Source organism: Niallia endozanthoxylica (assembly GCF_008710145.1).
In the GTDB taxonomy this organism is placed as follows: domain Bacteria; phylum Bacillota; class Bacilli; order Bacillales; family Cytobacillaceae; genus Bacillus_BD; species Bacillus_BD endozanthoxylica.
Map to the genome: position 1 here is coordinate 137,728 of NZ_VYKL01000037.1, position 14,733 is coordinate 152,460.

18 protein-coding genes are annotated in these 14,733 nt (G+C 38.4%); 7 read left to right on the top strand and 11 right to left on the bottom strand.

All coding sequences use genetic code 11. From position 1 onward, the window contains the following. Positions 1–228 precede the first annotated feature (228 nt). The 3 genes from F4V44_RS21450 to F4V44_RS21455 all read right to left on the bottom strand — a co-directional run bounded on the left by F4V44_RS21450 (position 229) and on the right by F4V44_RS21455 (position 2,650). Positions 229–504, bottom strand: coding sequence for a magnesium chelatase domain-containing protein (locus F4V44_RS21450; protein WP_223881998.1), 276 nt, complete (start codon positions 502–504; stop codon positions 229–231). Positions 505–929: 425 nt separating this feature from the next. Then, the gene (locus F4V44_RS27575; RefSeq protein ID WP_191090799.1) at positions 930–1,106 is read right to left on the bottom strand and encodes a hypothetical protein; all 177 of its coding nucleotides are present in this window, start codon (positions 1,104–1,106) and stop codon (positions 930–932) included. A 197-nt stretch (positions 1,107–1,303) separates the two neighbouring features. Then, positions 1,304–2,650 (bottom strand): sodium-dependent transporter, encoded by a 1,347-nt coding sequence (locus F4V44_RS21455; RefSeq protein ID WP_150442050.1) that lies wholly within the window; start codon positions 2,648–2,650, stop codon positions 1,304–1,306. A 308-nt stretch (positions 2,651–2,958) separates the two neighbouring features. Between F4V44_RS21455 and F4V44_RS21460 the strand changes: the two genes are divergently transcribed. Further along, positions 2,959–3,240, top strand: a complete 282-nt coding sequence (locus F4V44_RS21460; RefSeq protein ID WP_150442051.1) for an iron-sulfur cluster biosynthesis — start codon at positions 2,959–2,961, stop codon at positions 3,238–3,240. 64 nt (positions 3,241–3,304) lie between these two features. Further along, on the top strand, positions 3,305–3,736 hold the full coding sequence (locus F4V44_RS21465; protein WP_150442052.1) for a DUF2935 domain-containing protein: 432 nt from the start codon (positions 3,305–3,307) through the stop codon (positions 3,734–3,736). A gap of 55 nt (positions 3,737–3,791) precedes the next feature. On the opposite strand, the gene F4V44_RS21470 is transcribed toward F4V44_RS21465, so the two are convergent. Continuing rightward, complete coding sequence (locus F4V44_RS21470) at positions 3,792–4,190, bottom strand: hypothetical protein (RefSeq protein WP_150442053.1); 399 nt, start codon at positions 4,188–4,190, stop codon at positions 3,792–3,794. Positions 4,191–4,458: 268 nt separating this feature from the next. On the opposite strand from F4V44_RS21470, the gene F4V44_RS21475 reads away from it, so the two are divergent. Both F4V44_RS21475 and F4V44_RS21480 read left to right on the top strand, forming a co-directional pair. Continuing rightward, positions 4,459–4,686 carry a DUF1858 domain-containing protein gene (locus F4V44_RS21475; RefSeq protein ID WP_150442054.1) on the top strand — a complete coding sequence of 76 codons (228 nt, stop codon included), beginning with the start codon at positions 4,459–4,461 and terminating at the stop codon, positions 4,684–4,686. Positions 4,687–4,797: 111 nt separating this feature from the next. Then, positions 4,798–6,051: a DUF438 domain-containing protein gene (locus tag F4V44_RS21480; protein ID WP_150442055.1), complete on the top strand. Its 1,254-nt coding sequence runs from the start codon at positions 4,798–4,800 to the stop codon at positions 6,049–6,051. Between the two features lie 112 nt (positions 6,052–6,163). Here F4V44_RS21480 and F4V44_RS21485 read toward each other — a convergent pair whose 3' ends face one another. From F4V44_RS21485 to F4V44_RS21510, 6 genes are all read right to left on the bottom strand, one after another. Continuing rightward, the gene (locus F4V44_RS21485) at positions 6,164–7,006 is read right to left on the bottom strand and encodes an undecaprenyl-diphosphate phosphatase (RefSeq protein WP_150442056.1); all 843 of its coding nucleotides are present in this window, start codon (positions 7,004–7,006) and stop codon (positions 6,164–6,166) included. Positions 7,007–7,027: 21 nt separating this feature from the next. After that, complete coding sequence (locus tag F4V44_RS21490) at positions 7,028–7,639, bottom strand: DedA family protein (RefSeq protein ID WP_150442057.1); 612 nt, start codon at positions 7,637–7,639, stop codon at positions 7,028–7,030. 259 nt (positions 7,640–7,898) lie between these two features. After that, the gene (locus F4V44_RS21495) at positions 7,899–8,876 is read right to left on the bottom strand and encodes an ABC transporter permease subunit (protein ID WP_150442058.1); all 978 of its coding nucleotides are present in this window, start codon (positions 8,874–8,876) and stop codon (positions 7,899–7,901) included. Next, positions 8,869–9,777 (bottom strand): ABC transporter ATP-binding protein, encoded by a 909-nt coding sequence (locus F4V44_RS21500; protein ID WP_150442059.1) that lies wholly within the window; start codon positions 9,775–9,777, stop codon positions 8,869–8,871. The genes F4V44_RS21495 and F4V44_RS21500 overlap by 8 nt, the downstream gene beginning before the upstream one ends. Then, on the bottom strand, positions 9,770–10,585 hold the full coding sequence (locus F4V44_RS21505; protein WP_150442060.1) for a GDSL-type esterase/lipase family protein: 816 nt from the start codon (positions 10,583–10,585) through the stop codon (positions 9,770–9,772). The genes F4V44_RS21500 and F4V44_RS21505 overlap by 8 nt, the downstream gene beginning before the upstream one ends. Positions 10,586–10,892: 307 nt before the next feature. Next, positions 10,893–11,861: an ABC transporter substrate-binding protein gene (locus F4V44_RS21510; protein WP_150442061.1), complete on the bottom strand. Its 969-nt coding sequence runs from the start codon at positions 11,859–11,861 to the stop codon at positions 10,893–10,895. A gap of 232 nt (positions 11,862–12,093) precedes the next feature. On the opposite strand from F4V44_RS21510, the gene F4V44_RS21515 reads away from it, so the two are divergent. Continuing rightward, positions 12,094–12,684 (top strand): IMEF encapsulin system ferritin-like cargo protein, encoded by a 591-nt coding sequence (locus tag F4V44_RS21515; RefSeq protein WP_223881999.1) that lies wholly within the window; start codon positions 12,094–12,096, stop codon positions 12,682–12,684. A gap of 37 nt (positions 12,685–12,721) precedes the next feature. Next, positions 12,722–13,570, top strand: coding sequence for a family 1 encapsulin nanocompartment shell protein (locus F4V44_RS21520; RefSeq protein ID WP_150442062.1), 849 nt, complete (start codon positions 12,722–12,724; stop codon positions 13,568–13,570). A 98-nt stretch (positions 13,571–13,668) separates the two neighbouring features. Here the strand turns inward: F4V44_RS21520 and F4V44_RS21525 are convergent, their stop codons facing one another. Continuing rightward, positions 13,669–14,133: a hypothetical protein gene (locus F4V44_RS21525; RefSeq protein WP_150442063.1), complete on the bottom strand. Its 465-nt coding sequence runs from the start codon at positions 14,131–14,133 to the stop codon at positions 13,669–13,671. A 138-nt stretch (positions 14,134–14,271) separates the two neighbouring features. On the opposite strand from F4V44_RS21525, the gene F4V44_RS21530 reads away from it, so the two are divergent. Then, entirely contained in the window at positions 14,272–14,652 is a 381-nt protein-coding gene (locus F4V44_RS21530) for a 2Fe-2S iron-sulfur cluster-binding protein (RefSeq protein WP_150442064.1), read from the top strand. Positions 14,653–14,733: the final 81 nt, after the last annotated feature.

Genomic DNA, 14,733 nt, shown 5'->3' on the forward strand with positions numbered 1-14,733 from the left:
TTGCTCTAGAGTTGATATAGTGTAAGCCCGAATTATAAAAAAATAAGCGTACCTTCTAGTACACATCACAAATAGCCATAAATTCTAATTTGCCTTTGTTGTTAATTTATTAAAGGGGAGGAGTAACGGCTATTTAGTTATATAGCTATTCGTATAATACCTATTTTACGAATACTTACTGATTCGAATTTGGTCTAGTATACGTAACGATAACAATATAGTAATTACCTATGAAGAAGAAGTCCAACAGCCATCGCTAGATTGAAGTGAGTGCCTGTTTTTTTTCATAATAGATGGAGCTAGATTGAAGACGATTTTCTGCTGGGGGAAGATAAGGTTTGAATGAGTAATTGCTGCTTCTAAGCGTTCTTTGGTTTCTTTTATAGCCATTATACCAAGACCAACGATGGATACGGAAGGGAGCCCTGGAAGTACATCTGTCTTAATATCAACAACAAGTCCTTCAATTCCGGTTAATGTAAAGTTTTTAGTAATTGATGCCATGTATAAACCTCCATAGATTCACTTACGTTTACCTTATAATATAAGCGTCAGGTACCTTAAATGGACAAATGCACGGTAAATGTCTTTTTAAGGTGCCTGACACCATGGTTTGTAAGGGTTTTCGCTGCGTGTTAATAAAAGCATCAATTTGCCACTAGGATATAAGATTTGTATTTGTTTTTAATGTTTTTGTAAGTATCAAGGTCTTTTAAATCAGAGCGTGAGCTGTCACATGTGCAGTGAGTCAATCGATGCTTATAATCAATTTTGATCCATTCGCTGTCTTTAAGTTCTTTGTTGCATACTTTGCAAATTATCATAATAACTATCTCCTTTTAATCTTTGTGTATTTATTCACATTCTAACATATATTTATTTTTAAACGTTTCAATATTTATTGAAGTTTTTCTTATTGTTTCTAATCGTTATTTCGCTGCTTTCAATTGAAGGGAGTATTTATTCTTTAAGTTCTTGAATGTATCTAAATCCTTCAAATCCGAGCGTAAATTATCACATGTACAATGTGTTAATCTGTTTCTATAGTCCAGTTTTATCCAATCAGTATCCTTTAGTTCTTTATTGCAGACTTTACATGTACTCATCTTTCTTCTCCTGCCATTCTATAGTTTGTGTATTTGCTCACATTATATCACGTGTTTATAGCAAGTGTATATTCTGTTTTAGGTACCTTTTGAATATTTAATGATAAAATATTGATTAAGTTTGAAAGGAAAGAGTGTCAGGTACCAAAAAAAGACAAATGCCAAACATCTGTCTTTTTATGGTGTCTGACACCAATCTAGCCGATAACGCCTGTTGTGCTTAGAAACACTAGAATAATGATTATGGGGACAACCCATCGCATTAAGAGCTTCCATGTGTGAAAGTAAGACTGCGATAATGTATTAGCTTGGAAAAACTCCTGTCTAACGAGAGATTGATTCATTTTATAAATAATAAAGAATGCAATCAATAGATTTCCAAGAGGGAGCATAATATTGCTGACTAAATAGTCTGTCAGATCAAATACAGTCCGGTCAAACCATTTCAAGTCTGCCAAGAGGCTGGATGATAAGGCTGCGGGAATGCCGGCAAAAAATACAACTAGCCCTGAAATCCAGGAGACCCTTTTTCGCGAATGTTTTCCGTTGGCTGTAAAGGCAGCCACAATAATCTCTAAAAGACTAAAGGATGATGTGAGTGTGGCAAATAGAAATAGAATTAAAAATAAGCTTAAAAACAATTCTCCAAACGGCAGTTGTCCAAAAACAGTCGGCAGTACGATAAATAGCAGTCCTGGTCCTTCTGTCGGCTCAAGACCAAAGGAAAAGACAACAGGGAAGATAGCGAGCCCAGCAAGCAGGGAAACAAATATATTCATGAACACAACCGAATTGGCTGATGCAGGAATGCTGACATCCTTATCTAAATAAGAACTGTACGTGACCATACAGGAGAATCCCACTGCTAAGGCAAAAAAGGACTGACCAAGAGCATATAGAACCGATTCGCTTGTGATGGCTGAAAAGTCGGGCTTAAGGAAAAAACGTACGCCTTCCATTGCACCGTCTAAAGTCAATGAGCGAATCACTAGAATAATAAAAAAGATAAAAAGCAGCGGCATCATATATTTATTTGCCTTTTCAATTCCATTTTGAACACCAAGAGCAATCACGACAATGTTAACAAGTAAGAAGATAGCTAGTCCAGCTATCGTAATCATTGGGCTAGAGGTGACCATGCCAAATAATTCAGGATAGTTAGCACCCTCTTGAATCACTCTTCCGAAGATGGATAATAAGCTATAGACGAATACCCAGCCTCCAACAACGCAATAAAAGGAGAGGAGAAGAAAACAGCCTACTACACCAAGACGGCCAAGATTCACCCATAAACTGTTAGGAGCTAATGTTTTATAGGCGCTGATAGCTTCCTTGCCGGAGCCGCGGCCAATGATAAATTCTGAGATAAGCATGGGCAGTCCAATTAATAAAGTAAAAATAACAAAGATAAGAAAAAATGCCCCGCCGCCGCTCATCCCGGTGACATAGGGAAATTTCCAAATGGCCCCTAATCCAATGGCAGCACCTGCTGAAGATAAAATAAATCCCAGCTTCGATGACCATTTTTCCGTCCTTTTTTCCATGAAAAACTCCTCCAAAACATAGTAAAACCGAAAGCAAATGATGATGTATGTAATCTAACTTAAGAATGCAGGGAAAAGCAAACATATCTATTAAACAAACGTTTGTTTAACATATCAATTGAACCTTCGACGTCATTTAACATCATAACATAATCAAGCTTACATATAATATGTTTGAAGGGAAGAATCGCTATTTTTAAATAACTTCAGATTCTTTTTAGGGACAGCTATATGCCCCTGGTGGTATAATAGTACTCATAATAATGATTGCAATGGACTCTAAAACTAAAACGAATGGGGATGAATTCATGTTTATCGTAAGTGAGGAAGCAAAAACAGAAATTCAAAATAGACTAGAAGAGTTTGGAAAAGCCTATGTCCGTCTTCAGATGCGTCATAGCTGTTATATGAAATTGAAATTAACAGTAGAAGATGAAATTCTGCCAAACGATATAGAAGAGACCGTTGATGGTTTGCACTTTATCATTGATAAAGGACATGAGCATTACTTTTTCAATAAAAAAATTGTTTATGGTGAGGATAAGTTTGGCTTTAAAGAATTCGATTTAGCACCGCTGGAGGAGGCTTAAGGCATATCCAAACCATTCTCCCATATACTGTACTGTAATGAACATGTACAAGGGGGGATGGTCTTTGCAATTCTATTATGGGCCGCAAATGCCTTTGCGCATATTAGATGAAGCGGAGTTTTGGAAGCATCAGGAAGAGGAACATACATTAGTCATAAGGGCGCTAGTACCAAATCTTGAAGAAGAATATGTAGAGGCATTAGAAGAATGGGAAGCTGCCCTTAGTGAAACACATAAAAAGGTGGTTCGGTTTATTGAAACGGTTGCCCGTTCAGGCTATCAACTCTCCCAAGCGCTGCAGCAGCAAGTCATGCAGCTAGTTTCCTTTAGCTTGCAGCAAAGCTTACAATTTATCAACCTATGCCAGCAAATTAAAACCAAGAGCAAGGCCGTGAGTGCGAATCAAACGGCAAAAGCAGTGCTAGACCATATCATACGAGAGTCTGAATACTTTGTCGGTATTTCCCAAGCGCTCTTATACCAACAACAGCCATAATCATTCATTTTCATAGAAGAAAAACAGTGTCTCCTGTTCTAGACACTGCTTTTTTCTATTTATTATAATAGCGAATATAATCAAAGTTTGAAGTAGGGACCTTTTTAATTAATTCACCATTCTCATTCTTATAGATTTCATATTCCCGGTACGTTTCTACAATATAACCATCAACCTTGGATTTTTCCTCTAACATCATTTCCAACGTAAAGTCCTGCGCTTCAACTTCTTCACTTTCTTGCGAGCCAGCTTCTTCATCATTTGAAACAACAGGTTCACTCAGATCATTTCCATCTTCTGCTGCGCTCTCAGCCTCGGCCAATAACACTTCATTCGGAATACTGGAGACTCGGACATGCTCTTTATTTATGAGGGAATAGGGAGATTCTAAGTAGATTAGTAGGATAATTGTTATGGCAAGTCCGATTATAGGTATGGATTTTTTCAATTTCATTTTCAATCTACCCCTTCAAATACAAGATGATTAAGCTGTGCTATTGGAACAATAGTGCCTATCCCTACATATATATGCAAGCTCTTCCTTTCTATTACTGCTGTCCATACTTTGTTAACAATTGAGAAACTTTCCAACGGTAAACGTGATATTCATCACGGTGCTTTTTTTTATAAATAGTATACTTTGAGTATGAGAATAGTTCTCATCCCTACTAAATAAAAGACTAGAGGATAAAAGATTAATCTCACTAAAGAGGTGAGTGAATATGGAAAAAATAATTGATTTTCAAAAAACAGTGTATGAAATCTGTACAGAAGATGCATTTGTGATGGAAGTTATGAAGGAACTTGGCTTTGATCAGATCACGAAACCAGGGATGCTGCAAACAGCAGGCCGAGTCATGACGATAGCAAAAGGAGCCCGAATGAAGGGAATTGAGCTGTCTGACATTGTAAAGACATTTGAAAAACACGGATATACCGTTAAGCAATGAATACTACTCATTGGGCTACGCCTCGCACATTCCTTGAGGATGGGAGTCCTCTCGCCTAATTATAATAGATACGAAAAAATACGAACAATACATTCCCAGGAGGATGGAATCATGAGCGAACTAATCAATAATCGTGAAGTATTTGAAAATAAAAGTGAACGCCAAGCCATGCTGAAAGAAATTATTAAAGAGTTACATGCCGGAAAAAGTGTGGAAGAAGTAAAAGCAAGGTTTGAAGAAGCTGTTGGGGACGTAACCGTTGCGGAAATTTCCCAAATGGAGCATGACTTGATGGTGGAGGAAGGGATTCCGGTTGAGGAAGTACAGCGCCTTTGCTCTGTTCATACAGCCATTTTCAAAGGTTCTATTGAAGAAATTCATCGTTCCGACAAGCCTGAGGATCAGCCAGGTCACCCTGTTCATACATGGAAATTAGAAAATAAAGAGATTGATATGCTTGTTAACTTCAAGCTGCAGCTTCATATGGATCGTTTTGAAAAGGATGACTCTGATGAAAATCGTTTTAAGCTAATTGAAGATTTGAACTTGCTTTTGGATGTAGATAAACACTATTCCCGAAAAGAAAATCTGTTGTTCCCTTACCTTGAAAAGTATGGAATTGATGGTCCGACAAAGGTCATGTGGGGTGTAGATGATGCGATTCGTCTTGCGATTAAACAGACGAAGGTATTTTTAATGGAGTATTACGGAAATAAAGTAGAAATAATCGGTATGCTTAAGCATGTAATTAAAGAAGTTTCTGAAATGATCTTTAAAGAAGAAAATATTCTTTTCCCAATGGCCCTTCAGACATTAACAGAGGATGAGTGGGTAAAAATTGCAGAAGAAAGTGATGAAATTGGCTTTTGTTTAACCGCTCCTGCCGGGGTATGGAAACCTGAACGCCATCCTCTTGCTGTTGAAGAAACAAAAGAAGAGGCAGAAGTCGAGGTAAACACGGATGGATTTATCCGCTTTGAAACGGGAATTGTATCGCTGAAACAGCTTGAGACATTGCTGAACCATCTGCCGGTTGATTTAACATTCATTGATGAAAATGATGTGGTTCGTTATTTCTCTCACGGAAAAGAAAGAATCTTTGCAAGAACGAAGGCGGTTATTGGACGTACAGTTCAAAACTGTCATCCGCCGCAAAGTGTTCATGTAGTAGAAGAGCTGCTGCGAGACTTCAAATCTGGTAAAAAGGATGCTGAGGATTTCTGGATTCCATTTAAAGATAAATTTGTTTACATTCGTTACTTTGCTGTTCGTGATGAAGAGGGAAAATATATGGGTACGCTTGAATTTACACAAAATGTGGCGCCAATTCGTGCCTTAGAAGGTCAAAAGCGTATTTTATCATAAGCTAAATAGGGAATGGCACCAAACGAAGGCTTGATTGCACTAAATCCATCGAAAAATGCATATCTGTCAAAACGAAAGGGACTCCTGCGATTGAAGGAGTCCCTTTTATTTTTTAGAAATATAACAAGATAATAATCACCGCTACAATAATGCGGTAAATCGCAAAAGGTACAAGCTTGACCTTATTAATCAGCTTCAAGAAGAAGCGGATGGAGATAAGAGCAAAGATAAATGCGCTGATAAAACCAGCGATAAAGAATGGTAAGGCATCGATAGTGAAGTACTGCCAGTTTTTCAAAAGCGAAATGAAGCTTGCTCCGGCCATAATCGGAACCGCCATGATAAAGGTAAAGTCAGCGGCAGTCCGGTGATTTAGTCCAAACAATACACCGCCCGAAATCGTGGCGCCTGACCGTGAAAACCCCGGCCAGAGAGAAAAACATTGAACAAGACCGATAATTAAGGCGTGCTTATACGTAATTTCATCAAGGGAATTGACAGTTGGACGTTTCCCGCCGAACTTATCGGCTGCAATCATAAGAAACGCACCAAGAATCAAGCCGATGGCGACCGTTTCAATGGAAAATAAATGCTCATCAATGTAATCTTCAAACAAGACTCCTAGAATACCAGCTGGAATTAAACCAACAATGACATGAAGCAGGTTCAAATGCCCGCCGTTATTTACACTTACGACCTTGTTTTTATTAAAAATGCGGTTTAACCCAAGTAAATCAATGAAACGTTCTCTAAAGACAATGACAGAAGCCAGGATGGAGCCTAGCTGGATAACGACTTTAAATGTGTTGGCTACATATTTTGTTAGAAATTCTTCAGATTTCAGCCACATATCATCCACGATAATCATATGACCGGTAGAGGAAACAGGCGCAAACTCTGTTAACCCTTCTACCATGCCGAGAATAATTGCTTTAATTATTTCTATAAAATCCATGGTGTTACAAACTCCTTTTTATTAAGCTTTCTTCCTTTTATTTCGGAAAAAGAAGAATACAAATACTACAATACCGACAGCGATAATAGCATAGGCAATATTCGAATAGACATCCATAAAGTTCGTGATGGCATGCCAATTATCACCTAATGCAGCACCAACAGAAACAAGTATGATATTCCAAATTAATGTTCCGATAAAGGTGAAAATAAGGAATAAGACAAACTTCATATTAGACATACCAGCAGGGATGGAAATCAAACTGCGAATTAATGGGACCATCCGGCAGAATAATACGGTCCAAATCCCGTATCGATCAAACCATGCATCAGCCTTGTGAATATCTTCCTTCGTCACCCGTAAAATATGGCCCCAGCGGTCAATGATCTTCTCAAGTCTTTCCACATCAAGTAAAAGGCCAATCCCATACAAAATGACAGCTCCGACAACCGAACCTGCCGTTGACGCAATAATTACACCTGGAACCGTCATGCTTGTATAAGTGGTCATAAAACCGCCAAATGGGAGAATAATTTCCGATGGGATAGGGGGGAAGACGTTTTCTAAAGCAATCATAAGAAACACGCCGATATATCCGTACTGCTCCATAAAACTTGTAATCCAGCTTTCCATTTTCAACCTCCAACTAAATATCACTTTATGTACAATCTACTTTGTCCAAAAATTGCTTAAGGACCGGTAAAAACCAGACATGTATACATATGTTTGAGACAATCTCCATTAACAATAGTATGCTGCTTGAAAAAAGTCCATGCTGAAAGATTATCATAAAATGAAGTAAATGCCCATTCTTTTTCCAAACTTAAAGGTGCCTGACATCCGAAAAAGACAAACATCAACCAAATGTCTTTTTCGAGTGTCAGGCACCAACTTAGTAAACGTCTTGTCTTGTAAAGACAACGAATGATACAAAGAGGGAGGCGAGCCACCATAACGATAATAGCGTAATAGAGAATAGAAGGGTCATTCCTTCAATTGGCGGAGCAGCGCCGCTTAAGTAGCCGGTTAGATTTAAATTCACCATAAATAGATACTTAGCAAACTCCCATGATGAAACCATATTGCTTAAGATGGAGCCGGAAATGAGAGCGGCAAGCATAATCCCCATCCCCGCAGCCGTACTGCGAATCAGTACGGACAGCATAAAGGAAAGCGTCCCGACGACGACAGCGACAAACCAGACCAGTCCAAAGTCCATGAATAAAAACCGCCATTGACTGACAAGCCGTACCTCAGACGTATCTAAATTCCCGCCTTGAGCGGTAAAGCCGGTAATGACAGGAGCATTCAACCCGCGATAACCAAATACAATCCCTGAAAGAAGGTAGGCAAGCAAACCAACAATCGCGATAATGATAGAGATAGACAGAATCAACGCTACATATTTACTCAATAGAATTCTCCATCGTTTGACCGGCCTTGTCAGCAGCAGTTTAATGGAACCCAATGTATGCTCGGAGGAAACGAGATCACTGGCAATTACCATCACAAGCAAGGGAATAAACATCGGTCCTGAGTTTTCAATGAACATTCTCACAAATGATGGCGCGCCGGGCTCAGTCGGATTAATATCATGGTCAAGATAGTATTGAGATTGTTTCAACGTGATTTGAAGGCGCTCGCGGAGATCCTCGGACATCCGGCTTGAACTTAGACGGTTGGATATATCAACAATTTGCGCCTGGACCTGTGCTCTCCAGTCGGTCCCGAGCTTTTCCTGCCGCTCCATCGTTTCCTTATATTGAGCATATGTAAATAACCCAACCAAGACGGCCGTAATCAAAGCGATAACAATCAACCGTTTCCGGGCCATAATCTTCATCATTTCATTATGTACTAACTTAACCAACGGATTCACCGCCTGTCAGCTGTAAAAATAAATCCTCTAAGACAGGAATTTTACGATTCATTTCTAAAATAGAGACCCCTTCTTCAATTAATACTTTGCTCCATTCACCGGCTTTCAGATCAACAAGGGGAGTGATGATATAATCCTCTTCTACCTCTACATCTGTAAAACGTTCTAGCACTTCCTTTCCCTGCTCTAGAGGCAGGACCCTCCAAGCGAGCTTTTCTTGTTTTGTCAGCAGATTGTCAACCGAATCGATTTGGATGATTTCCCCTTTTTTCATAATGGCGACTCGGTCACATAGAAGCTGGATTTCACTTAACAGATGACTGGAAACTAGTACACTCAATCCTTCATTCTCAGCTAAATTGCGTATAAACTGCCGCATTTCACGAATTCCGGCAGGGTCAAGCCCATTTGTTGGTTCATCCAAAATAAGCACCTTTGGCTTGTTTAATAGAGCTTGAGCAATTCCAAGCCTTTGCCGCATGCCAAGAGAATAGGTTTTTACTTTATCATGAATCCGAGCATCCAGGCCGACAAATCTAATGGTTTCTTCGATTTGTTCTTCAGAAACGGAAGGGAGCATTCGTGCAAAGTGGAGCAGATTATCCCAGCCGGATAAGTAGGGATATAGCTCTGGATTCTCAACAATACAGCCTAAATACTGCATAGCCTTTGTAAAATCCTTTCGTACATCAAAGCCGCAGATGGAAATGGATCCTGTGGTTGGCTTGATGAGACCGGTTAGCATACGGATAGTGGTTGTTTTTCCTGCCCCGTTTGGTCCTAGAAAGCCAAACACCTCTCCTTGATGCAGCTCAAAGTTTAATCCTTTAATAATTTCTTTTCGTCCAATGGTTTTTCGCAGGTTTTTCACTGCTAATGTTACGTCAGTCATTAGGGTGAATCTCCTTTTCCCAGTTAATGAGGGGGGCTAATCTTTCGGAAATTAACTGATAGCCGGCATGGTTTGGATGAAATCTATCTGAATATAAATACTCATTAACAGATAGCTGGAACAAGTCAAAGGTTGGAACAAAGACGATTTTTTCAAATTGTCCGGCGGTTAATTCTGTCGCATGATTCCAGCCTCTAACAACTGTATTGGTAACGTTGCTGTCATCCAAATCAATAAATGGATTATAAAGTCCGAGAATAAAGATGGTTGCTTGTGAGTTATGCTTACGGATGGTTGTGAAAATTTGCTCTAGGTTGGCTAGAAAGGTCTGCCGCAGCACCTGAATTTTATCCAAATTTAAATCAAACAAAGTTTCTCCCTGCTGAAAAAGGTCATTTCCGCCAATGGTCATCAGGATGACATCCGCTTCTTCAATCTGACGGCCAATATTCTGCTGACCTAGCTGCTGCAGGAGCTCTTGCGAAGTTTGACCGTTGATTCCTAGGTTATACACTTGAATATCCCCTGGATTTAATCTCTCTCTCAGTTCCCCGGTGACTAAGCCAACGTAACCCATACCTGAATCATCGCCAGTTCCTCTCGTAAGGGAATCACCAAGTGCAACGACTGTCAGGTCTTTAGCAGCGGTTTGGATTTCATTTTTATTTTCATTCTCGGTCGGCTCCTTTTCTATGATTTCAGCCTTTCCATTATAGAAGTCCTCTATGGACCAAGCGAATCCAAAAAGCCAAAGCAATGAAAGTAAGGCAGCGATGATGGTTATAATTCGGGCTGCGTTTTTTTTCAAGGTTCATCATCTCCTGTGAAAGTAATTAATAGAAAAATGCAGATTGACATATTAACATTCATTCAATCTCAATTATTTCTATTGTTAGGACACTTTAGACCATTTTTTTAAATATAAGGATAAGTAATGGCAGGAGATCATTTGTGAGAAATAGGAGAACAATCGTAAAGTAAACAAGGTTGAGCTGAATTCTTCATTTAAAATACAAAATAATAGAGACTGCCAAGTCATAGGTAACTAATGCATGTTACCTGACATGGCAGTCTCTTAAAAAAGGGGGGGATAAACAGTAGTTAAAAATTATTTATTATTTTAGAAAAGTATTTTCGATATCATCTAACATTAAGTTTGCAGCTTTTACACCGCCGGCAGTATTCCAAATGACATCGTCCACTTTGTGAACTTCACCTTTTTTAGCCACTTCTAGGTTTTTAAATAACGGATCATTCAGCCATTCTTTTTCAAGATTAGAAGCTGCGTTGTCCCCAGTTTCATACGTAAAGTAGAAGAGGATATCGCCATCCATTAGCGGCATTTGTTCTTTTGTAGCTCCTTTAATGGCAAACTCATCGACATTTTGGCTATCAGGTCTTGCAAATCCAAGTTGTTCTAGAATGACACCTGAGAACGAGTCCTTTTGATAAATACGTACATCTCCAGCCATAAAGCGGACCATGGATACCTTCTGATTCAATTTGTCACCCAGTTTTTCTTTTAAGTCGGCAATACGGGCTTCATAAGCGTCAATAACTTCTTTTCCTTTGTCTTCTTTATTAAGGGCTTTAGCATAAAGTTCAAAGTTTAATTTCCAATTTCCTCGTAAGTCCTCAGCAAAAACGGTTGGGGCAATGGCGCTTAACTGCTCGTAAATCGCTTCTTGGCGCATTTTATTTCCAATAATTAAGTCAGGCTGAAGAGCAGCAATTGCCTCTACATTGACTTCGCTTTCTAATCCAACGACTTCAACATCCTTCATATCATCTGCAATATGTTTATACCAAGGATCGCCTGTCCATGATTGAACAGCACCAACAGGTGTTACACCTAGTTCAAGCAGGGCCTCAGTACCTTCATTTGTTAAAATAACAACTTTTTCAGGTGTTTTTTCAATGGTTGTTGAGCCCATTGCATGTTCTACTGTATAGCTGGTGTCTTCTGTTTTTGGGCTTTCTTCTTTCTTTTCAGCACTGTTTTTCTCCTCGTTACCGCCGCAGGCAGCTAGGATGAAGATCAACATGATTGAAAGAAAAGATAGAATAGTGCGGATTGACTTCATTTTCTGTTCCTCCTGTGATTGCTAATGATAATCATTTTCAATTTGAATTATATGAATATTGTAAAAGCAAAAAAGTTGGATGTCAACACTTAATTGAAAATGATTATCAAAATCATTGAATAATAGATTACAAACAAAATTTATTTAGATTTTCTATATAGTGTAATAGGTTTAATTCCCTCAAAAAGTGGGTATAAATGGAACAATAAATAGCTAAAAGGGAGGGGAATGTGTGGAAACAACCTTTACGGATATGGATTCCATTTTTAATCGAACTAAAAATGCTTTAGTAGACTTCATGGAGATTCTTACACCAATCATTGAAAATGCAAAAGATGACCATGAACGTCTCTTTTGGCATCACATTTATGAAGAGGAAGAACATCGTTCGGACCGTTTAGATATTCTAATGCCAAAGGTTCAAGATGGCACTGCTCTTTCCGGGAATCAGCTTGAGCTTGTTCATCTCTTACAGGATATCAGCATTGAAAAATTCGGCTTACATAATTTTTTAGAGCATTTAGATTTATTTCTTTTTCAATTTAAAGGAACGGAATATGAAGAGAAAATTCAAGCATTAAGAGACTTTACCTATGAGGATTATCAACAAATGAAAGTCATTATGGATAAGCTGAATCAAGAATTTCAGGTTAGTGCCGAATTTAAAACATCCATTCCAACCGATGAAAAGAAGGAGAATGGCTCAAACGTAAAAATTGAGGCGTATTCAAATGAACATTCACATGAGCATGTACATGCGGCAGCTCCAGTAAAACAAAGCTATAAGAAAAAATTAACGGTAGGCAGTTTAAAACAGCAATAGCAATAGGATAAATGGGAAATAGGAGAAGTGATTTTATATGGATAAATCGATTCAATTTTCGGAGTCCTCTTTAACAAGAGAGGAATGGCAGGATCTTGATCAAACCGTATTTGAAAGTGTAAGAAAGCAGTTAGTCGGAAGAAAAGTGATTGATATTTATGGACCTCTAGGGGAGGGTGTTCAATCCGTAACAAATGATATTTATGAAACACCTGAACGGGGATCGCTTAGTTTTCACGGTGAGGACTTAGGTCTTTCGGTACCTTCAAGGAGGGTTACTCTTACAGTCCCTTTATTATATAAGGATTTTATCTTATATTGGCGGGATATTCAGCAGGCAAAAACGCTTGGCAGCCCAATTGATTTTTCAGCAGCAGCCAATGCGGCACAGCAATGCGCATTATTAGAGGATGACCTGATTTTTAATGGGTCAAAGGAATTTGATATCCAAGGAATTATGAATGTAAAAGGGAAGTTATCTCATATTCGCAGCGATTGGATGGAATCAGGCAATGCCTTTAGTGATGTTGTGGAAGCAAGAAATAAACTGCTGAGAATGGGCCATACTGGTCCGTATGCCCTCGTGCTGTCTCCTGAACTGTATGCACTCGTCCACCGCGTACATCAAGGAACGCATGTACTAGAGATTGAACATATCCGTGAATTAATGCCGGCAGGGGTGTTCCAATCTCCAATGATAAAGAGTGGTACAGGAGTTGTACTTGACGCAGGAAAACAAAATGTTGATTTGGCAGTAGCAAGTGATTTTGATACGGTATTTTTAGACCAGGATAATATGAATTATTATTTCAGGGTATACGAAACCATTGTTCCGCGAATTAAGCGGCCAAGTGCGATTTGTACTTTAGAGGATTTCTCAGAATGATTTCCAGCTAAAAACAAAAGGGATGTCCCATAAAGCATCCTGCATCACAACATACCGTGATACTTGATCCTTTATAGGACAACCCTTTATTTTTACTATTAGGCAATCGAATACACCTTGTTTTTGGGATAGATATGACTGATATTTAGTTCTTTTTTGGCAACAGTCAAACCGATATCCTCAATAATCATTTTTGCCTCTTCTAAGAAAATTTTATTGAGGCTGTCTTTGTTAATATCTAATAATCTTTTTAAGTATTTAATTTTGGTTTTTGTTTTCGTTGATTTATAAGCTTGATTGTTTAATTCACAGATTCTTTTATACTCTGGTTCTTGGAGCAGGCCAAGTTCAGTAATATTGACAATGATGTTCTCGGAATCCTCTGTGACAAAACCAATTGAATAGATAGAAGAACCAAGTAAATCAATATGTGTAATGACGGTATTCTTATATACTTCACCAGTACGGAGACGAAGAGTCTTCGCTTCAATGACACCGCCAATTTTCCGTTCGTTAACTAATAATTTATGAATATCTTTTAAACCATTAATTTGATAGACCATAGTATCATCTCCTTTTTTTATTGGGAAGGAAGCGTGCTTATTGAGAACAATTTTCATTATCATTATACAAAGGAAACTAGCATTTGGTCAATAGAATAATTGCCCAACAATTTTCAAAATTGAAAGGGGATACAAAGTATGAAAAAACTTACAATTGGTTCCTTGAAATATGGCAGTGTGAAAAGTACTGTTTTGGTTAATTCTCCTGTCATTATGGAAAAACCAAGGGATAACAATCCAACAACTATAGCGACTGAAACAAATAAAGTGGTGGATATTAGTCAAAATGGGTATAACTTTAAAGTGGAGGTAATAAAAGGGCAATCTCTTTTAGACGCAGCGCTTGAGCAAAATATGCCTTTGAATTATAGCTGTAAAAAGGGAACCTGTGGTAAATGTAAGGTGAGCGTAATCAATGGGGAGCAGTATCTTCAACCAGTTAACAATCTTGAAGAAAAGAAATTACATCTTTCCATTAAAAACGGGCACCGGCTTGCCTGCCAAGCAATTGTCAAATGATGATTATTATGTTTAAAAATTTATACATATTACCGTAAATGGATGTTTCTCAAATCTGAGGTACATCCATTTTTTTATTTC